Annotated in this window: 23 protein-coding genes; 15 read left to right on the plus strand and 8 right to left on the minus strand. The window is 48.5% G+C overall.

Translation table 11 applies throughout. The annotated features are described in order from the left end of the window. Positions 1-30 precede the first annotated feature (30 nt). The 4 genes from hisD to KF839_RS11695 all read right to left on the minus strand — a co-directional run bounded on the left by hisD (position 31) and on the right by KF839_RS11695 (position 3,175). Entirely contained in the window at positions 31-1,338 is a 1,308-nt protein-coding gene (gene hisD, locus KF839_RS11680) for a histidinol dehydrogenase (RefSeq protein WP_292918022.1), read from the minus strand. 35 nt (positions 1,339-1,373) lie between these two features. After that, positions 1,374-2,018, minus strand: coding sequence for an ATP phosphoribosyltransferase (gene hisG / locus KF839_RS11685; RefSeq protein ID WP_292918023.1), 645 nt, complete (start codon positions 2,016-2,018; stop codon positions 1,374-1,376). A gap of 11 nt (positions 2,019-2,029) precedes the next feature. After that, positions 2,030-2,671 carry a superoxide dismutase gene (locus tag KF839_RS11690; protein WP_292918024.1) on the minus strand — a complete coding sequence of 214 codons (642 nt, stop codon included), beginning with the start codon at positions 2,669-2,671 and terminating at the stop codon, positions 2,030-2,032. A gap of 63 nt (positions 2,672-2,734) precedes the next feature. Next, the gene (locus KF839_RS11695; protein ID WP_292918025.1) at positions 2,735-3,175 is read right to left on the minus strand and encodes an ExbD/TolR family protein; all 441 of its coding nucleotides are present in this window, start codon (positions 3,173-3,175) and stop codon (positions 2,735-2,737) included. Positions 3,176-3,399: 224 nt separating this feature from the next. Here KF839_RS11695 and purE point away from each other — a divergent pair, with 224 nt between their 5' ends. From purE to KF839_RS11745, 10 genes are all read left to right on the plus strand, one after another. Then, complete coding sequence (gene purE, locus KF839_RS11700) at positions 3,400-3,888, plus strand: 5-(carboxyamino)imidazole ribonucleotide mutase (protein ID WP_292918026.1); 489 nt, start codon at positions 3,400-3,402, stop codon at positions 3,886-3,888. After that, positions 3,888-5,021: a 5-(carboxyamino)imidazole ribonucleotide synthase gene (locus tag KF839_RS11705; protein WP_292918027.1), complete on the plus strand. Its 1,134-nt coding sequence runs from the start codon at positions 3,888-3,890 to the stop codon at positions 5,019-5,021. The genes purE and KF839_RS11705 overlap by 1 nt, the downstream gene beginning before the upstream one ends. Positions 5,022-5,031: 10 nt before the next feature. Further along, positions 5,032-5,916, plus strand: coding sequence for a phosphoribosylaminoimidazolesuccinocarboxamide synthase (locus KF839_RS11710; RefSeq protein WP_292918028.1), 885 nt, complete (start codon positions 5,032-5,034; stop codon positions 5,914-5,916). Between the two features lie 69 nt (positions 5,917-5,985). Continuing rightward, entirely contained in the window at positions 5,986-7,284 is a 1,299-nt protein-coding gene (locus KF839_RS11715) for an anti-phage deoxyguanosine triphosphatase (protein WP_292918029.1), read from the plus strand. 169 nt (positions 7,285-7,453) lie between these two features. Next, complete coding sequence (locus KF839_RS11720; RefSeq protein WP_292918030.1) at positions 7,454-7,744, plus strand: BrnT family toxin; 291 nt, start codon at positions 7,454-7,456, stop codon at positions 7,742-7,744. Then, entirely contained in the window at positions 7,716-7,982 is a 267-nt protein-coding gene (locus tag KF839_RS11725; protein WP_292918031.1) for a hypothetical protein, read from the plus strand. The genes KF839_RS11720 and KF839_RS11725 overlap by 29 nt, the downstream gene beginning before the upstream one ends. 260 nt (positions 7,983-8,242) lie before the next feature. Then, positions 8,243-8,947 (plus strand): MIP/aquaporin family protein, encoded by a 705-nt coding sequence (locus KF839_RS11730; protein WP_292918032.1) that lies wholly within the window; start codon positions 8,243-8,245, stop codon positions 8,945-8,947. Positions 8,948-9,153: 206 nt separating this feature from the next. Further along, positions 9,154-9,276, plus strand: a complete 123-nt coding sequence (locus tag KF839_RS11735; RefSeq protein WP_292918033.1) for a type II toxin-antitoxin system HicB family antitoxin — start codon at positions 9,154-9,156, stop codon at positions 9,274-9,276. 220 nt (positions 9,277-9,496) lie between these two features. Further along, positions 9,497-9,739 (plus strand): type II toxin-antitoxin system Phd/YefM family antitoxin, encoded by a 243-nt coding sequence (locus tag KF839_RS11740; protein ID WP_292918034.1) that lies wholly within the window; start codon positions 9,497-9,499, stop codon positions 9,737-9,739. After that, positions 9,740-10,000 carry a Txe/YoeB family addiction module toxin gene (locus KF839_RS11745; RefSeq protein WP_292918035.1) on the plus strand — a complete coding sequence of 87 codons (261 nt, stop codon included), beginning with the start codon at positions 9,740-9,742 and terminating at the stop codon, positions 9,998-10,000. Between the two features lie 68 nt (positions 10,001-10,068). On the opposite strand, the gene KF839_RS11750 is transcribed toward KF839_RS11745, so the two are convergent. Together KF839_RS11750 and KF839_RS11755 are read right to left on the minus strand one after the other, a co-directional pair. Continuing rightward, entirely contained in the window at positions 10,069-10,788 is a 720-nt protein-coding gene (locus KF839_RS11750) for a hypothetical protein (protein WP_292918036.1), read from the minus strand. 142 nt (positions 10,789-10,930) lie between these two features. After that, positions 10,931-12,958, minus strand: a complete 2,028-nt coding sequence (locus KF839_RS11755; protein WP_292918037.1) for an ATP-binding protein — start codon at positions 12,956-12,958, stop codon at positions 10,931-10,933. Positions 12,959-13,627: 669 nt separating this feature from the next. Between KF839_RS11755 and KF839_RS11760 the strand changes: the two genes are divergently transcribed. The 4 genes from KF839_RS11760 to KF839_RS11775 all read left to right on the plus strand — a co-directional run bounded on the left by KF839_RS11760 (position 13,628) and on the right by KF839_RS11775 (position 16,094). Next, positions 13,628-14,482, plus strand: a complete 855-nt coding sequence (locus KF839_RS11760) for a peptidoglycan recognition protein family protein (RefSeq protein ID WP_292918038.1) — start codon at positions 13,628-13,630, stop codon at positions 14,480-14,482. Positions 14,483-14,667: 185 nt separating this feature from the next. Next, positions 14,668-15,213, plus strand: a complete 546-nt coding sequence (gene ppa / locus KF839_RS11765) for an inorganic diphosphatase (protein WP_292918039.1) — start codon at positions 14,668-14,670, stop codon at positions 15,211-15,213. Positions 15,214-15,269: 56 nt separating this feature from the next. Further along, positions 15,270-15,728, plus strand: coding sequence for a hypothetical protein (locus tag KF839_RS11770; protein ID WP_292918040.1), 459 nt, complete (start codon positions 15,270-15,272; stop codon positions 15,726-15,728). Between the two features lie 36 nt (positions 15,729-15,764). Next, positions 15,765-16,094, plus strand: coding sequence for a hypothetical protein (locus KF839_RS11775; RefSeq protein WP_292918041.1), 330 nt, complete (start codon positions 15,765-15,767; stop codon positions 16,092-16,094). 40 nt (positions 16,095-16,134) lie between these two features. Here KF839_RS11775 and KF839_RS11780 read toward each other — a convergent pair whose 3' ends face one another. Next, a complete protein-coding gene (locus KF839_RS11780) occupies positions 16,135-16,932 on the minus strand; it encodes a sulfite exporter TauE/SafE family protein (RefSeq protein WP_292918042.1) in 798 nt (265 codons plus the stop codon). A gap of 31 nt (positions 16,933-16,963) precedes the next feature. Beyond that, complete coding sequence (locus tag KF839_RS11785) at positions 16,964-17,419, minus strand: EVE domain-containing protein (protein WP_292918043.1); 456 nt, start codon at positions 17,417-17,419, stop codon at positions 16,964-16,966. A 113-nt stretch (positions 17,420-17,532) separates the two neighbouring features. Between KF839_RS11785 and KF839_RS11790 the strand changes: the two genes are divergently transcribed. Beyond that, positions 17,533-18,186 carry a thioredoxin domain-containing protein gene (locus tag KF839_RS11790; protein WP_292918044.1) on the plus strand — a complete coding sequence of 218 codons (654 nt, stop codon included), beginning with the start codon at positions 17,533-17,535 and terminating at the stop codon, positions 18,184-18,186. Positions 18,187-18,203: the final 17 nt, after the last annotated feature.

Genomic DNA, 18,203 nt, shown 5'->3' on the forward strand with positions numbered 1-18,203 from the left:
CGCTATGTGAAGTCAGTTCACGCCGGTTAATTACCGATGTTTCTTATAGCGATATTCCGCAGATAACGCATGTGCTTGCAGGCCTTCGCCACTAGCCAGGACCGATGCGATTTCTCCGAGCTTGGCCGCGCCTTGTTGCGAAACTTGGATCAGGCTGCTGCGTTTCTGGAAGTCATAGACCCCCAACGGTGAAGAAAAACGGGCGGTGCGGGAAGTCGGTAACACATGATTGGGGCCGGCACAATAATCGCCCAATGCTTCGCATGCATGGCGGCCGAGAAAAATGGCGCCGGCATGACGGATTTTATCCACCCAATGCTCCGGATTTTCAACCGATAGCTCCAAATGCTCCGGCGCGATGCGGTTAGCGACTTCACATGCCTCATTCAAGTCTTTAACCTGGATGAGTGCGCCGCGATTTTCCAGCGAAGCGCGAATCACGGTTTGGCGCGGCATGTTGCTTAGTTGACGCTCGATACTTTGCTGTACTTGATCCAGGAATTCGGTATCGGGGGATAGCAGAATAGCCTGAGCCAATTCGTCGTGCTCGGCTTGTGAAAACAAATCCATCGCGATCCAATCCGGATCGGTGGCGCCGTCGCAAATAACCAAAATTTCGGAAGGTCCTGCAACCATGTCGATGCCGACGACGCCGAATACGCGGCGCTTGGCGGCAGCCACGTAAGCATTGCCGGGGCCGACGATTTTATCGACAGGTGGTACGGTTTCGGTGCCATATGCCAAAGCGCCGACCGCTTGCGCGCCGCCGATGGTAAACACCCGGTCGACCTTGCTGATGGCTGCGGCGGCCAGCACCAAATCGTTTCGTTCGCCATCCGGCGTCGGCACCACCATGATCAATTCCCGCACTCCGGCTACTTTCGCCGGGATGGCATTCATCAACACCGAGGATGGGTAAGATGCTTTGCCGCCGGGCACGTACAGTCCGACGCGATCCAGCGGCGTGACTTTCTGGCCCAGTAGCGTGCCATCGGTATCGGTATATTGCCAGGAACTGAGCGGTTGCTTTTCATGATAGCTGCGTACGCGTTCTGCCGCCTGTTGCAACGCTGTGCGTTGTGTTTCCGGCAATGCATTCAGCGAATGCTGCAACTGTTCCGGCGTCAATTCTAGTTGACTGGCTGTTGTAACAGCAAGCCGGTCGAAGCGATTGGTGTATTCGATCAATGCCGCGTCTTTACGGCTGCGGATATCCATCAGGATATCGGCAACCGTGGTATCGATCGCATCGTCTTGGGCATTTTCGAACGCCAGCAGTTTGTCGAGCTTCGAATTAAAATCGGGATCGGTTGAATTGAAGCGTTTAATTTGAACCATGATTTCGATAATGATTGGATGAAAATCCTTCGGTGTTACTTTTCGATAGCTGCAGAAAACGCATCCAGTACCGGTTGGATGACATTTCGTTTCAATTTTAACGCTGCTTGATTGATAATCAGCCGGGACGAAATCGGCATGATTTCTTCCACAGCCTTGAGATGATTGGCTTTTAGCGTGTTGCCACTCGACACCAGATCGACGATGGCATCAGCCAGACCGACCAGCGGCGCCAATTCCATCGAACCGTATAATTTGATCAAATCGACGTGCACACCTTTGGCAGCGAAGTGCTCGCGCGCGGTTTGCACGTACTTGGTAGCGATGCGCAGCCGTGCGCCTTGGCGCACAGCCGATTCATAATCGAATCCTTCAGGGGTGGCGACCATCATGCGGCAACGCGCGATGTTCAAATCCAGCGGTTGATACAATCCGGCGCCGCCATGTTCGAGCAACACATCCTTGCCGGCGATACCCATGTCGGCTGCGCCGTACTGCACGTAAGTCGGTACGTCCGAAGCGCGCACGATAATCAGCCGCACATGATCGCGGTTAGTGGCGAGTATCAATTTTCGCGATGCTTCAGGATCGTCCAGTACTTCGATACCGGCGGCCCTGAGCAGCGGCGCCGTGTCTTCAAAAATTCGCCCTTTTGACAAGGCGATCGTGATAGCGGTCATAACTGCAGAAATTATCCGAGATTGGCGGCGGCAAAATCCCAATTGATCAGTTTATCCAAAATTGCATTGGTGTAATCGGCGCGGCGGTTTTGGTAATCCAAGTAGTAGGCGTGTTCCCATACGTCAATGGTCAGCAGTGGCCGGACATTTTTGGTGATCGGCGTTTCCGCGTTGCCGGTTTTGACGATGGCGATCTTACCGCCGTCAACGACCAGCCATGCCCAGCCGCTGCCGAATTGTGTTAAGGCCGCTTGTGCAAATTCTTTTTTGCAAGCATCGACGCTGCCGAATGCTTCCTCGATTTTTTGTTTCAAAGCGGCTGGCGGTTCGCCGCCGCCATTCGGTTTTAAGCTATGCCAGTAGAACATATGATTCCAGACTTGTGCGGCGTTGTTAAAAATCGCGGCTTTGTCCGCTTGTCCGGCGGAGGCGCGAATGATGTCTTCCAGCGATTGTCCGGCGAGCTGGGTGTTCGCCAGCAGGTTGTTCAAGTTATCGACATAGGTTTTGTGATGCTTGCCGTAGTGAAAACTTAAGGTGTTGGCGGTAATGACCGGTTCCAGCGCATTGTTGGCGTATGGCAGGGGTGCCAATACATATTGCGAACCGGCTTGCGCCGCTTTGGAAAAATTATCGACATTGACAACGGACATAGTGTTCTCCTTTGTGAGTTTATTGTAAAAACTTTTAATCAATTCAAACATTCAGTCACCCCTTTATTGGGATTGTTGAGTATTGTTCGTTTCGGTAGTAAACGTAATTTTGCTGTAGCCCGACAACCGCGCGGCCTCCATGACCGTAATCACCGATTGGTGCGTCGCTTTGGCATCGGCATTGATGGTGATGAACGGATCTTCATGATTGTTCGCAGCCGCTTGTATGGCATCGCGCAAGCTCTCGATACTGGAGGATTTTACCGGCGCCAGATTGATGGTGTATTCGCCGAGCGCTGACACGGTTATATCGATGCGATTGGGTTTCTCGATATTTTGATCGACTTGTTCCGCGCTGGTTTGCGGTAACGTCAGTTCAAGTTCGGCGAACTTGGAATAAGTCGTGGTGACCACCAGAAATATCAGGATGACCAATAATACGTCGATCATCGGCACCAGGTTGATTTCCGGTTCGTCGTTTTGTTTTCCGCGCTGAAAATTCATTCCGTTACAATTGTGATTCCGAATGTTTTTACTCTGGCCGCATTGATAATAAAATCAATGATGAAGCAGGGTTAGTATAATACCAGTTGTATCGGTTGGCGAAGCCATCGAAATACATCACACAATGATTGCATAGACTAATAAAATAGCCAGCCGTGTCTTTATGACGTGATAGTACAACATTCTGTTGATCGTGACTGTTTAATTTTGCCGTTTGGAGTGAAATGAGTAAGCCATTAGTAAGTGTCGTCATGGGAAGCACCAGCGATTGGGAAGTCATGCAGCACGCGGTCGCTGTATTGAAAGAATTTAGTGTGCCGCATGAAGCTCAAGTAGTTTCCGCGCACCGCACGCCGGATTTGTTGTTCCAGTTTGCTGCGGAAGCCAAATCGCGTGGGATTCAATGCATCATCGCCGGTGCTGGCGGTGCGGCGCACCTGCCGGGCATGATCGCCGCCAAAACGCCGGTGCCGGTGCTGGGTGTGCCGGTCAATTCCAAGTATTTGAAAGGAATGGATTCACTCCTATCGATCGTGCAAATGCCGAAAGGCATCCCGGTTGCGACGTTTGCCATCGGCGAGGCCGGTGCGGCGAATGCCGGATTATTTGCCGTGGCAATGCTGGCGGTCAATAACAGTGAACTCAGCGTGCAATTGAATGAATACCGGCGCAAGCAAACCGAATCCGTTCTTAACGCCGAGCTGCCGCAATAATGCCAGTGATGCCCGGTGCGATGCTCGGTGTGCTCGGCGGCGGGCAGCTCGGGCGCATGTTCGTGCAAGCCGCGCAGCAAATGGGCTACCAGGTCACGGTATTGGACCCCGATCGCGGCAGTCCCGCCGGGCGTGTTGCCGATGTTTTTATCTGCGCCGGTTATGACGACCAAGCGGCATTGGAAAAGATCGGACAGCAATGCGCCGCCGTTACCACCGAATTCGAAAACATTCCCGCCGAGTCGTTACGCATGCTTACGAAGTCTTGCGTGGTCAGCCCTGACGCCAACAGCGTGTCGATCGCGCAGAACCGCGTGCGCGAAAAACAGTTTCTGGTCGATAGCGGATTTTCCGTCGCATCGTTCGCCGTGATCTCTCAACCGCAAGACATTGTCACGCAGGATGTCGCGCAGTTTTTACCGGGAATCCTGAAAGTCAGCCAATTTGGCTATGATGGCAAAGGCCAGGTCAAGGTGGCTACTGTGACGGAATTGCAGGCGGCTTACGAACAATTGGATCATGCCGTGTGCGTGCTGGAAAAATTCATGCCGCTCAAATGCGAAATTTCAGTGGTGGTCGCACGTGGCGGGAACGGTGAAATAGCGACGTTTCCGGTATCCGAGAACCAGCATGTCAACGGCATCCTCGATGTCAGCATCGTGCCCGCCCGGATTTCGCCGCTGTTGGCCGATAAAGCGCAAGCCATCGCTTGTCAGGCAGCTGAAAAGCTCAATTATCAAGGCGTGTTGTGCGTCGAATTTTTCGTATTGCAAGATGATGCGCTGCTGATCAATGAAATTGCGCCGCGTCCGCACAACAGCGGGCATTATTCGATCGACGCCTGCGTCACGTCGCAATTCGAACAGCAAGTGCGTACGCTGTGCGGTTTACCACTTGGTTCGACCACGCAGCTCAACCCCGCCGTGATGATCAACCTGCTCGGCGATGTCTGGCAAAATGGCGATCCCGATTGGAATCAGGTGTTGCGATATCCGTCGGCAAAATTGCATCTGTACGGCAAAACCGAAGCGCGACCGGGCCGCAAGATGGGTCATTTCACCGTGCTGGGCAGCGATATCGCTACAGTATTAAACGACGCACTGCACATCAAAGAACGACTCAATTCCAATTAAAGTGAACGCCATGACCGAAACCGCATTATTCGAAACTACCATTAAGAGTTTGCCGTTTTTACATCGCGGCAAAGTCCGCGACATTTACGCCGTCGGTGACGACAAACTGTTGATCATACAAACCGACCGCCTGTCGGCGTTCGACGTGATTTTGCCGACCGCGGTACCCGGAAAGGGCAAAATCCTGACCGCATTATCGCAATTCTGGTTCGATAAGCTCGCGCATATCCTGCCGAACCACCTCACCGGCATCGCAGCGGAATCGGTCGTCGCCGAGAACGAGCGCGAACAAGTGGCAGGGCGCGCGTTCGTGATCCGCCGCCTGAAACCGCTGCCGATTGAAGCCATCGTGCGCGGCTACGTCGTCGGCTCCGGCTGGAAAGATTACCAGCAAACCGGCGCAATCTGCGGCATCCCGCTGCCAGCCGGATTGAAACTTGCCGACAAACTGCCAGGTGGCGCGATCTTCACCCCATCGACCAAAGCCGCTGCCGGTGCGCACGATGAAAACATAGCCATCGCCGAAGTGGAGAAACTGCTCGGTAGGGAATTGACCGCTAAAGTCAGCGCCAAAGCCATCCAGCTCTACTCCGAAGCCGCTGAGTATGCGCTAGCGCGCGGCATCATAATCGCCGACACTAAATTCGAATTTGGTCAGGACGAGCAAGGCGAGCTATACCTAATCGACGAAGTCCTGACACCCGATTCCTCGCGCTTCTGGCTCGCCGACCAATACCACCCCGGCCAAAACCCGCCGAGCTTCGACAAACAATTCGTGCGCGATTGGTTGGAACAACAGGATTGGAATAAAAAAGCACCTGCACCGGCATTGCCGGGCGATGTGCTACGGCAAACAGTGGAGAAGTATCGGGAGGCGTTAAGATTGTTGGTGTAATAATTGATATAAAGTTTGAAATTCGCTTTCTGAAACCTAAGCTTGAACTTACAACATTTGGGAGATTGAATGAATATTTGGGAAACCCGCCAGACGTCACTTAACGGTGATCAAAGTAAGCGTGATAATTTCAGTCGTGATCGAGCTCGCATCATTCATTCTGCATTCTTTCGTCGTTTGCAAGGGAAAACACAGGTTTTAGGGCTTGGAGAAAGTGATTTTTATCGAACTCGTCTTACCCACTCTATTGAAGTTGCTCAGATAGCTAGTGGCATTGTGCAGGCTTTGCAAAATGACCTGAAGCTTGCTGATTTTCATAAATTGCTGCCGTCAACTTCGTTGATTGAAGCGATTGCTCTTGCACACGACATTGGTCACCCTCCATTCGGACATGGCGGCGAAGTTGCGCTGAATTACTTGATGCGTGATCACGGTGGTTTTGAAGGTAACGCACAAACTCTTCGCATATGTGCGAAACTTGGGGAATACTCCGATAATAATGGTCTAAATTTAACTCGAAGAACGCTCTTAGGCCTATTGAAATATCCAGCGCTTTACTCTGAAGTCGTTAATTATTCTTCATATAAAACAGAAATCGCACCTTTAAATGTTGATTCGTACAAACCTCCAAAATGTGTTTTTGATTGTGAATTGGATTGTCTGGATTTCATATTTAATCCTATTCAATCTGACAGAACAGTCTTTTCTCAGATTGAGAATAGCAATGATAAGCACGCGAAGACCAAGTTCAAAGCATTGGATACTTCTATTCTAGAATTAGCAGACGACATTGCGTACGGTGTCCATGATCTGGAAGATGCGATCGCTCTCCAGTTAGTCGATGAACGGATCTGGCGATCTAAAGTACATGATCTGTTAGTTGACTCTCTCTCAAAATATCCTCTTAAAGAGAAAATAGAAGAAATCACCAAAAACCTTTTCTCAGGTTGCAACAGAACGAGGAAGAAAGCAATTAGTTTCTTGGTAAATCACTTCATTCGTGGTTGCTCACTTACGAAGCGAGGTATATTTACAAACGACTTACTTGATACAGCAGCAACTATGGATTATGCAGTGAAAAATGAATTAGATATTTTGAAGAAATTTGTAGTTGAGCATGTCGTGAAAACTGCGGAAGTCCAGACCCTTGAGTATAAAGGTCAACAAATGATCATTCGGATATTTGAGGCGATCGCTTATAACCCATCCCGATTGCTTCCAAAGAAATATCACGATGAATACGAAAATCGAGATAAAGACTGGCGTGTAATTTGTGATTACATAGCTGGAACTACGGATGACTATGCAACACGGCTGTATCATAAAATATTTACTCCATCTAGCGGGTCTATATTTGATAGGCTTTAGCAAGTAGCCCGGATAAGCTTGCGCCATCCGGGAAAAGGGGTGGAATCCGTGTAAGGCGGAAGCTGGAAGCGTTCCGCCACTGATAACCTGCCGAATGATTGTACCGGAATTCCATTGATAGCCATATTTTTATATGGAACCTGATTTGTCGATATGCTAAGCTGATTCCATGAAGAAAGCCCGGTTTGAGTGGAACGCGGATAAGGATGCCGAGAATCAGAAGAAACACGGCGTAGCTTTTTCCTTGGCGCAATATGCTTTCGCTGATCCTAACCGTGTTATCGCCGAGGATATTGCACATAGCGAAACGGAAAAGCGTTATTTTTGTTTCGGTGCGGTTGAAGGTGGCATTCTGACCGTCCGCTTTACCTATCGCGGTGGCGTAATTCGTATATTTGGCGCCGGTTATTGGCGAAAAGGAAAGATAATTTATGAGCAAGAAAATCAAGTACCAGGATGAGCCGATTGAAGCCAGAATCATTGAAGATTTTCTGCCCTCGCCCGAGCAGCTTGCTTTCCGGGAAGAGGGGGTGAAGGTGACGATTGCGCTCAGTAAGAAAAGTGTTGAATTCTTCAAAGCGGAAGCAGCGAAACACCATACGCAATATCAGCGCATGATTCGAAATCTGATTGATAGCTATGTCGATGCCTACGACAAGCCTCCAGTATCAGACTCCGCTTTAACCGAACAAGAATAAACTTGCTGGGGGAAAGTCGTCCGAATAAGCCTGTATCATCCAGGACTAAACCCCCATACAACAACAGTTGAGTCCAACCCACCATTCGATTGATAAACAATTTAGACGATCTACATATTTCTCACGGAAATTTTGTGTGATAATCAATTTGCCTTCTGGAACTGCCAGGAAATTTCTCTACAATAAAACAATAAATTAATCTTTCTTGATCACCCGGAAGCGGGTTCTTCGAAGTTCAACTTTATCGTAAGGTGATAACTATGACTCCTTTTATGGGCGAATTGATCGGTACTTTTATTCTAGTTTTATTGGGTAACGGTGTGGTTGCCAATGTCGTGCTGAATAAGTCCAAAGGCAATAATGCCGGGTGGTTAACCATTGCCGCCGGTTGGGGAATTGCGCTTTTCGTGGCCGTTTATGCCGTGGCTGCTTCCAGCGGCGCGCATTTAAACCCTGCGGTGAGTGTCGGTCTCGCTGCGGCAGGAAAGTTTGCATGGGATGCGGTGCCGGTTTATGCGTTGGGGCAAATGCTGGGCGCGATGTTGGGTGCTTTGGTGGTATGGATTACCTACCGTCAGCATTTTGATGCAACGACCGATCCGGACATGCAGCTTGCGGCATTTTGTACAGGGCCGGCAATCCGGGGCCCATTCAATAACATCATTACGGAAGCGGTCGGCACATTCATGCTGGTGTTCGGCGTGATGATGATGGCTGCGCCGCAGGAAGGCCTGGGCACATTGAATGCTTTACCGGCTGCTCTGCTATTATTTGGTATCGGCTTATCTCTCGGCGGCCCGACCGGTTTTGCGGTTAATCCCGCGCGTGATCTGGGGCCACGCATTATGCATGCAATTCTCCCGATGGCCAACAAACGCGATAGTGATTGGGGTTATGCGTATGTCCCTGTTGTCGGCGGCATTGCCGGCGGATTGATTGCAGCGGTGGTTTATTCGATGCTGTAGCGCTTTTTTCGGTAGATCGTATTAAAACAAAGATAGTTCTGCTAATGCTATCAATGATGCCGGGCAAGTAGCCTAGATAAGCTTGCGACACCCAGGGAATCCATTTCAAACTAGAATTCGCATCGCACAAAATCCGATTTTCCGGTGCGATGCGAGCAATAAAACCTGCGAATTTCTTTCATAAACCCAATGTTGGAGGGAATTCCATGAATAGGCGAATGATCGCTCTTATTGGACGTGAGAGTGATGGCTATGTTTCATTCTGCCCGGAACTTGACGTCGCCAGTCAAGGCAGTACCGTTCATGAAGCAAGGGAAAATTTACGGTAAGCTTTAGAGCAGTTTTTGAAACTGTGTCGACAGAAGAAATTCAACAACGCGGTTGCAAGCAGCTCGGATAGGTCACTTTTTGCGGTGTTATGTAAATCATAAGTAATCTTCTATAACAAAAAAATCAATCAATAAAATTCTACTGATCATGTCCGATCGTGGTAGTTTTTATTTGACACAGCGTACGCTCTAACGTACGCTAATTGTTTGGAGGTTTATTATGACGATAATAAATGCTACGGAAGCCAGGGCCAAGCTTTACAGTTTGATCGACGAAGCTGCTGAAACGCATCAGCCGATAGTTATAAAGGGTAAAAGATCGAATGCGGTGTTGTTGTCCGAAGCGGATTGGAATGCGATCAACGAGACGCTGCATTTGCTTTCGATTCCCGGTATGCGTGATTCCATCGTCGAAGGGATGGCGATGGATGTGAGTGAATGCAGCAAGGATTTGGATTGGTAGATGTGGGCGCTTGTGTTTACTCACCAAGCTAAAAAAGATGCTAGAAAATTAGCCGCAGCAGGTTTTAAATTGGCAGCGCAAGGCTTATTGAATGTGATCCAACAAAACCCTTACCAAAATCCGCCGCCATACGAGAAACTGGTGGGGGATTTATCTGGTGCATACTCTCGACGTATTAACATTCAACACCGGTTGGTTTATCAGGTACTTGAAGCCGAGAAGGTTGTTAAAGTTTTGCGCATGTGGACACACTATGAGTGAAATTTATTGAATCATTTCAGCTAGTAACCCGAATGAGTCCGCGTCGTTCGGGATTTAATCGGCAAGGACTACATCCGCCACACCAGCAAGGCTTGCGCGACATTTTCTTCGACGTTGGAGCCCAGTTTATGGCTCCAGTATTGCCACTCGGTGCCAACAAAGACTTTCTTTGATTTTTTCAGCAGCAATTCGCCGATGTCGTAGCGAACTTGGATTTGACTGAAAAACCACGCATGGACTTGTCCGAATTGGTTGCGGCGTTCGCCGATATATTCCGCATGACCTTCGATGCTGAAATTGGCTTTGAACAGTTTGAAAGGATACTGGCCATTGATATCGATCATGAAGCTGTTGTTTTCTTTGACTGCGCGATCGCTGTAATCGATATACGAGGTGATATCGGCGTTTAGAAATGTAAAACCCGGAAAGTCCCAGGAAATACGTAGCCCTGGTAAATACTTCAACACGCCGGGTGTGGGCGCCCAGTTAACACCCATGAGCAACCCAATATCCTTGATGGGACCGAGTGCAAGATCGACCCCGGTGAGTTTACTCAAACTGAGGCTGCCATAATATTCACCGTAATAATCCATTTTTCCTTGATGCGGCATCAGGGTGTCAAAGAATAGAAAGTTGTTGCCATAGCGCCAGCCGTTGATATGCTGAAAAGTAACTATCGAAGTATCGACTTGCTGTTGCTGCAAAAAGGGTTGTTTCAATTTGCCGAATTGATAATGCAGTTCGGTGATGCTCCAATCGAGGCTGAAAGCGTTAGTTGAAAACGGCATCAGAAAAAGGCCGATAAATAGAAATAACTGCCGAGTCGGGTTTTTGCAGACTTATTTTTTATGTGCTTGTCAGTGTCAATGAATGTGCTGTAACTCGAGTTGTCTTAGCCAGTCAATACCTTGGTGAGCCGCCGCAGCAAGCTTATTGCCCGAGAGCTTTCTCGATTGTTTGCTTGAACTCCTGGATGTCGAATGGTTTGGTGATGTATGCATCAAATCCGGCATTCATGCTTTTCTCGATATCTTCGACCATCGACGCGGCACTCAATGCGATAACCGGTGTTTTTGCCAGCGTGGGGTGTGTGCGGATAATTCGTATTGCATCGATGCCGCTCATTCCGGGTAAATTAATGTCCATCAAAATAAGTTGCGGCAGCTCTTTCTCCGCCGTCTCCAAACCAAGCTCAGCGGTCGTTTCGGTTAGTAATTCTATACCCGGAAACCACGATATTATTTCTTTCATCAGTTCTTGATTGAAAAGATTATCTTCGACACAAAGAATCTTTGCTTTCATAGCTTTCGTTTCGGTAATGCCGGTTGCCGGTTGTGCTGCGGGTAAGTCAGGCTGGTCAATATTGCCGGTAGCTTGGGGAAATTCGAGCCAAAACTCGGAACCGACTCCGGCGGTGCTTGCAAATTCTATTTTGCCATTCATTGACTCGACCAGGTTCTTGGTAATGGCTAAGCCGATTCCGGTGCCTTCGATTTGGCTGTTTTCCGCGCCGATGCGATTGAAAGGCTGAAAAAGCTGTTCCTGCTTATCTTGCGGGATGCCGATGCCGGTATCGGTTATCGACAACCGGATTTTTTCATCAGCGGTTTCCCGGTAACTGACGGTAACACGCCCGTCTTTCCGGTTATATTTGATGGCGTTGGAAACCAGATTTAAAACAATTTGTTTCAGACATTTAGGATCGGCCCATACAAATAGTTTGGGATCGCCGGGGTGATCAACCGATAGTGCAACACCGTGCGCTTTCGCTAAAGGTTGCGCCAATACCAAGCATTCGTCGAGTATATCGGGAACGGAAACCTGTTCCAGCTTCAATTCAAATTTGCCTGCGTCGATTTTTGCCAGATCCAGAACTTCATTGATGAGCGCCAATAAATGCTGACCGCTGTTCATAATATGTTTTACATATTGTTTTTCAGTGTCGTTTGCCGCATTCATGCCCAAATCCAGCAGTTGTCCGAAACCCAGAATGGCATTTAATGGGGTGCGTAATTCATGGCTCATGCGGGACAGGAATTCCGATTTGGCGCGATTGGCTTTTTCCGCAGCTTGTTTGGCTTCCATCAAGATCTGTTTTTGACGGTTTTGTGCATTAAGCCAGCCCCAAACCGTAAACCCGATCATTATGGAAAAAACGATACCGCCGATCCATACCGCATATGAAAACTTCGATGATTGAACCCAGCCGCCTTTCGGGGTGGCGCCGAGTTGCCAGGTGCCATTGGGTAGAATAACTTCCATCGTGATCGGTTGCCGCTCAAACAACGAAGAATCACCAAAAAATACGGCCCCTTCGGGGCCAGAGCCATCTGCGCCGCGTATTGCTAATGCTATAGCGCTTTTCACATCATCGGAAATTCCCGCATTGGCAAAAAGTGTATCCGCATTAATGACAAGGCTGGCAACGCCCCAGTAACTTCCATCCTGGTTGTCCGGTGTATTAATCCATATCGGTGTTAAGCTGAGGAAGGCAAAATTTCCTTCGACCAGCTTTAACGGTCCTGAAATTACGGTTTTCCGCGAAAGCATTGCGCGCTCGACTGGCGGCCATTGATCGGGATTATCACGGTATACCAGACCGATCGCCATTTCGTTACCTTTGATCGGAAAAATATGATTTAACACATTATTGGGTGCTAAACCGATATTGCGGACGCTGGTTCTACCACGCAATAACTCTGCGCCGATAATCTGAAATTCAGCTTCGGTAAAATGAGGGTATGCTTTTACCAAACTGACCAATCCTCTGGTCAGGTAGAGATTGGCGTTAACTTCAGACTCCAAGCGCGATCGCACCTGACTCAAGTGATCGACGACTTCGGCGTGTAAATCTTTCTGAAATCGCGCTTGTTCCAGCCTGCCAAGCGCAGTCACTATTAGCAATAGAAAAACAGTAACTGTTATGGCAATCCACGTAGAGTTGGATAAGATTTTCATACGCACATTGTCGTTATACGAAGATAAGCGCCGTGGTAGCTATCAGTTTAAGCATCAATAGGCTGTTAAAACGACCAACGCGAATGCAGTCGTTTCAATCCAAGAGGTTTTTTGATGATCTGCAAACGAAGAAGCTTGCACTCAATAAAATCCGGTTATATTAACAATTTTCCAATAATACTTGATAAACCGGGTGATGAGTGTAAAGTCTTTGTAGATTATTGATTAATAGTAAAAATATTATTTCTGTATGGATGGTATGCTGACAAAGTGAGTTCCGGTTATTTGAGATTAAGCTTGTTCAAATCGTGTGTCAGTGGCACGGCAAGATGCATTTCCTAGTGCTTGCGATTATCGATGCGCTCCATGTCAGCTTTCACTTGGAATAGTGACGCCTTGTGCTAACATTCTGAACGGTTTTCGGTAAGCGCAGCCGAGTAAGTGATATGTTGGTGTGCTACGAATATTGATGAATTTATCAATGATTGGGGGAAAACAAAATGTTGGATAAAATTATCTATGGTTCAGCGGCCATTTTAACGATTGTCGCTATTGCCTATGGCGGATCATGGTTGTATCAATTTCTAGTCGAATTCTTCAAAAAAACAATGTAGTTTAAAAATACTTCTGAGAAATATTCCAATGCAGGTGCAGATCAATGAGGAATATATGATTCCTTTAGTCGCTGGCAATGCGGTCAGTAAAGGGTGGACCAGTGCGACACAACATCGGCCTATGGGAGTGACCTGGCACTGGACGGCATCGTGGGATTTGCAAGGTTGCCGGGACACCATCGGTGGCAGTCACCCTGCACAAAAGGGAATTGCTTCGGCGCACTACGGAGTGGGGCGGAGTTTTTCCGAAGGAATTGATCGCTATGTGTCGCTCGAAAACCGGTCATGGCATGCGGGCAAGAATCAACTTTTGCGATGGGATGGGCAACCTTCCAACGAGAATACCAAAGGTGCGCGCGCCACTGTCGGAGTTGAAACGGTGAATATCGGATATGCGCGTGACGGTGTCAAAGCCGATCCGGATTGGATCAAAGCGCATTCTCCCAATGGCAAGCAAGCGATGCTGATACAGTCTTGGACAGAACAACAGATTGAAATGATGATTCAAGTCGGGCGTGAGATTATCGGGCGCTGGCCAACAATCACTTGGGAGAATCATCACGGTCATCACGATGCTTGTCCCGGATATAAAGTCGATGTGGCGGGATTTCCGTTTGCACGGGTGCTGCGGGGAATTTACGGTAATCCTGATATTCCCGATATTTGGTCGCCGTTCTGGACTTCGGCGCAACGGCAGCGTGCACTCGTGAAGCTCGGCTATGATCTGGGCCGCTTCGGTCCTGGCGGCGACGGTGTTGATGGTGATTGGGGGCGCGCCAGCGACACGGCGCTCTCGGCATTCCAGAAACAAAATGGTTTGATCGTCAATGGCTATTGGACTACCTTTGTTTCAAGGGCTGTCTGGAATTTGCTGGTGGCTCGAGGTATGGATCCGGATTCTTTGGTTTAGCCGTTTGCGGTATTCGTCAGGATTCTCCGGGTTTCGATCCATGATTCGCTGGTAGGGGTGTGAGCAAACGGCTGCATGGGGTTGTTTGACAGTCCTGTCGGGCTTAAGTACACTGAAACTGGGCAGTGGTGCTTCACTGCATTTACGCCGAATATCCCTTCATCTACAGCGAGAAATTACATTCCATGGATATCAATGCCATTCCTGTTGGCAGCAACGTGCCGAATACTGTCAATGTCATCATCGAAGTGCCGACCGGTGGGGAACCGGTTAAATACGAATTCGATAAACAGTCCGGTGCGTTGTTTGTGGATCGCATATTGCATACGCCGATGCGCTATCCGGCCAATTATGGTTTTATTCCGCATACGCTATGTGATGACGGCGATCCACTTGATGCGCTGGTAATCGCTCGTTCACCTTTTCTCGCCGGTTGCGTGGTACGCGCCCGGCCGATTGCTTTGCTGCATCTCGAAGATGAGCATGGCGGAGATGAGAAACTGATTTGCGTGCCGGATAATAAGACTTTTCCGTATTACGCGCATGTTTGCGAGCGTGACGATTTGCCGGATATTGTATTTCAGCAGATTGAACACTTCTTTACGCATTACAAGGATCTCGAGCCGGAAAAATGGGTGCGTGTTGGTCATTGGGGAACTGCCGCTGAGGCGCGTGATATGGTCATGCGTGCCATCGAAATGGCAAATGCCGCGGATATGGGTGGAAAATAACGGAGCCGGATCGGCGTGCGCTGTCCGGATTGATTCATCAGCAGGGAGAGGCAATCATGAAAATTGAACGAAGGATGTCGCAGTATCGAGAGTTTTTAGCTGCTTTTTCCCTAATGTTGATGCTGAGTCTGGCAGGTTGCACCGTAAAACTGATCAGCAGCTATGACGAAGCGACGGACCGGGCGGTTACGGATTTGCAGCGGAAGACGGAGGCGCATTTGGTGGTATTGGAGTCGGTGGAGGGATTGCCGGAATGCACTTTTGAGCATCATAAACAGTTTTATGACGAAGCCAAGGTCGATATTAGCGCAATTACTGTTCGTGCTGCGGCGATACCCAAAAACGATATAACGACCCAGCAAACCGTATTGCTCGCCAGCAATCTCGATAACCTTGAGAAATTGCACAAAATTGCTTGCTTGTCAAAAGATCAAATCTCGATTGTGCGTTCGCACTTCAACACCAGTTTTACGGCAATTCTGAAACTGGAGCTTGCTAAACGTCGTGGCGAGTGATTTTAACGGATCTACTTTGAGTGTAAGGAGAACATGATGAGCCTTGATGCGGTTAAATTGGGAAAGGACATATTGGCTGCGTTAAACGGTAGCCTGGGAGATAAATGGCCGGATGTGAAAGATTACGGTGAGGCCGAAGCGAAAAAACTGGCGCAGACGCTAGTAATGATCGGGACGTTAACAGCCACGGGAAAAATCAATAAAGAACAAGCTGCATTGCACCTGGAAATGCAAAAAAATGCTTCGCGCATGGTGTTGATGACTGTTGAAGGACTGGGGGTATTGGCTGCAGAAGCAGCAATTAATTCCGCGCTTGGTACTGTCAAAGATACTGTTAATAAGGAAATCGGGTTTGTGCTGATCTAGTAACCGATACGCTTTGATTTTTTTGATTGTAAAACGGCAATTAAATTAAGCCTAGCAGCATTCTGATGCCTAAACTATAAAGCAGTACCACAAAGACACCTCTTAGAATCGCAGTTTTGGTCGAGTGTGTGAGTTTTGCGCCGAGCGGTGCCGTCAGCATGCTGGCGGAAACCAGCATCGCCAGCGCTGGCAAATAGACATAACCCAAACTGTATTCCGGTAGATTTTCTGCATGTAATAGACCATTAGCAACGTAACCGGCGGTACCGGCCAGCGCAATCGGAAAACCGATTGCTGCAGCCGTGCCGATGGCGCGCTGCAGCTTGACGTTGCAGAGTGACAGAAACGGTACCGATAATAATCCACCGCCGATGGCGACCAGGCTTGATAGGGCGCCGATAATACTGCCGGCGAGGAACATGCCGAGTTTGCCGGGTAACTGAAAGATTGCGTTGGGACGAAATTGCAGCAACATTTGTGTGGCGGCATAGAAAATGAATATTACAAAAATGATACTTAAGAGCTGTCCCGTTAGCGACCCGGCCAAAGTGGCACCGCCGAAGGTGCCTAGAAAAATACCCGGGGTGATGTTTCTTACGATTTGCCAGTCAACAGCGCCATGCCGATGATGTGTACGCAAGCTGGCTATCGATGTGAAAATGATGGTCGCCATGGTGGTGCCGAGCGCCATGTGAATAATACGGTCAGAGGGAAAATCTTGAGCGGTGAAGAGCGAAATCAATACCGGAACGATAATTAAACCACCTCCGATGCCGAGTAGACCGGCGAAGAACCCTACAAACCCTCCGGTCAATAAGTAAATTAGCCACCATTCCATGATTGAGTCTCTAAGAAATGAAAGAGCCGGACTATAGAACGGTCAAGATAAACTGCCATTCTGCCGGGTCAACGGGTGTGATTGATAGACGGTTGCCGGTTTGTAGCACGCGCATTTTTTGCAATTCGGGGTACTGTCTAAGTTCTCTGATTGAAACCAGACGCGTCCGTTTTATGAGTGTAAGCTCGACGTTAAACCAGCGCGGATTGTGTGGAGAAGCCTTAGGATCGAAATATTTGCTTGCAGGATTGAATTGCGTAGCATCCGGATAAGCTGGCTTGCTGATCGCCGCAATTCCTAAGATACCGGGGTCTTTGCAGCAAGAGTGGTAAAAAAACGCTTGATCTCCGATAGTCATTTGATTGCGCATAAAGTTACGCGATTGATAATTACGTACCCCCTCCCAGGCGATGGTTTGGTTAGGCTGTGCCGCAAAATCCTCAATGCTGAATTCGTAAGGCTCTGATTTCATTAACCAGTAACGCATTTATTGAAGAACTATAAATTAGGAGCGATGGGGATTGTTAAAATCTGTTAATGTGTTCTCGCAAATATGCTATTTTTGCGACATTATGTTTGTATATTCTAACTTTTTTTGCGATGAATAATCACACACTTTCTGATATTACGGTCGATACCTGGGTTCAGGGAGGGCCGCTTGAACTTACTGATTTGATTGGTTCGGTCGTTTTAATCGAGGTCTTCCAGGTCAATTGCCCCGGCTGTTTTATTTACTCGTTACCGCGCGCGGTTGACTTGTATCAACGCTATCATCAGCAAGGGTTAGCGGTGATTGGATTGGCTACCGCATTTGAGGATTACGATAAAAATACGTTGGAAAATCTGAAAAAATTGATGGCAACCGGTGAGGTGATCGGTGAAACGTTTAAAGCATTGGATCAGTACGGTCTGTTGTCGCAGGGAAAGCTTTCTTGGAAAATACCTTTTGCTGTGGGAATGGATCGTGTGGTGGCGGAGACAGAGCCAGTGACCGATGAACGAGTGTTACGTTATGCACATGAATTTCTGCCGAATTTTGAGAAGCTAACCGACGATCAGAAGAAATCGGTGTTGCAGCAGGTTAGACACTATTTGGAACAGAAATCGATGCGCGCGGAGACTTTCGAGCGTTTTGCTTTGCAGGGCACGCCTTCTTGTATTCTGTTCGACCGCAAAGGAGCGCTAAAGGATGTTTCTTTTGGCCAAATCGATTACAAGCAAGCCATGGTTGAGCATTTCTTGGCGGAGAAGTAATCGCTGTTGATTTCCGG

The sequence above is a fragment of the Nitrosomonas sp. genome, assembly GCF_019635155.1.
In the GTDB taxonomy this organism is placed as follows: Bacteria; Pseudomonadota; Gammaproteobacteria; order Burkholderiales; family Nitrosomonadaceae; genus Nitrosomonas.

Coding starts and splice junctions, on each gene's coding strand:
- hisG (WP_292918023.1), bottom strand. CDS start 2,018: ATGACCGCTATCACGATCGCCTTGTCAAAAGGGCGAATTTTTGAAGAC.
- KF839_RS11710 (WP_292918028.1), top strand. CDS start 5,032: ATGACCGAAACCGCATTATTCGAAACTACCATTAAGAGTTTGCCGTTT.
- KF839_RS11690 (WP_292918024.1), bottom strand. CDS start 2,671: ATGTCCGTTGTCAATGTCGATAATTTTTCCAAAGCGGCGCAAGCCGGT.
- KF839_RS11770 (WP_292918040.1), top strand. CDS start 15,270: ATGAAAATTGAACGAAGGATGTCGCAGTATCGAGAGTTTTTAGCTGCT.
- purE (WP_292918026.1), top strand. CDS start 3,400: ATGAGTAAGCCATTAGTAAGTGTCGTCATGGGAAGCACCAGCGATTGG.
- KF839_RS11755 (WP_292918037.1), bottom strand. CDS start 12,958: ATGAAAATCTTATCCAACTCTACGTGGATTGCCATAACAGTTACTGTT.
- KF839_RS11750 (WP_292918036.1), bottom strand. CDS start 10,788: ATGCCGTTTTCAACTAACGCTTTCAGCCTCGATTGGAGCATCACCGAA.
- KF839_RS11740 (WP_292918034.1), top strand. CDS start 9,497: ATGACGATAATAAATGCTACGGAAGCCAGGGCCAAGCTTTACAGTTTG.
- KF839_RS11730 (WP_292918032.1), top strand. CDS start 8,243: ATGACTCCTTTTATGGGCGAATTGATCGGTACTTTTATTCTAGTTTTA.
- KF839_RS11705 (WP_292918027.1), top strand. CDS start 3,888: ATGCCAGTGATGCCCGGTGCGATGCTCGGTGTGCTCGGCGGCGGGCAG.
- KF839_RS11725 (WP_292918031.1), top strand. CDS start 7,716: ATGAGCAAGAAAATCAAGTACCAGGATGAGCCGATTGAAGCCAGAATC.
- KF839_RS11775 (WP_292918041.1), top strand. CDS start 15,765: ATGAGCCTTGATGCGGTTAAATTGGGAAAGGACATATTGGCTGCGTTA.
- ppa (WP_292918039.1), top strand. CDS start 14,668: ATGGATATCAATGCCATTCCTGTTGGCAGCAACGTGCCGAATACTGTC.
- KF839_RS11745 (WP_292918035.1), top strand. CDS start 9,740: ATGTGGGCGCTTGTGTTTACTCACCAAGCTAAAAAAGATGCTAGAAAA.
- hisD (WP_292918022.1), bottom strand. CDS start 1,338: ATGGTTCAAATTAAACGCTTCAATTCAACCGATCCCGATTTTAATTCG.
- KF839_RS11695 (WP_292918025.1), bottom strand. CDS start 3,175: ATGAATTTTCAGCGCGGAAAACAAAACGACGAACCGGAAATCAACCTG.
- KF839_RS11720 (WP_292918030.1), top strand. CDS start 7,454: ATGAAGAAAGCCCGGTTTGAGTGGAACGCGGATAAGGATGCCGAGAAT.
- KF839_RS11760 (WP_292918038.1), top strand. CDS start 13,628: ATGATTCCTTTAGTCGCTGGCAATGCGGTCAGTAAAGGGTGGACCAGT.
- KF839_RS11715 (WP_292918029.1), top strand. CDS start 5,986: ATGAATATTTGGGAAACCCGCCAGACGTCACTTAACGGTGATCAAAGT.
- KF839_RS11735 (WP_292918033.1), top strand. CDS start 9,154: ATGAATAGGCGAATGATCGCTCTTATTGGACGTGAGAGTGATGGCTAT.
- KF839_RS11785 (WP_292918043.1), bottom strand. CDS start 17,419: ATGCGTTACTGGTTAATGAAATCAGAGCCTTACGAATTCAGCATTGAG.
- KF839_RS11790 (WP_292918044.1), top strand. CDS start 17,533: ATGAATAATCACACACTTTCTGATATTACGGTCGATACCTGGGTTCAG.
- KF839_RS11780 (WP_292918042.1), bottom strand. CDS start 16,932: ATGGAATGGTGGCTAATTTACTTATTGACCGGAGGGTTTGTAGGGTTC.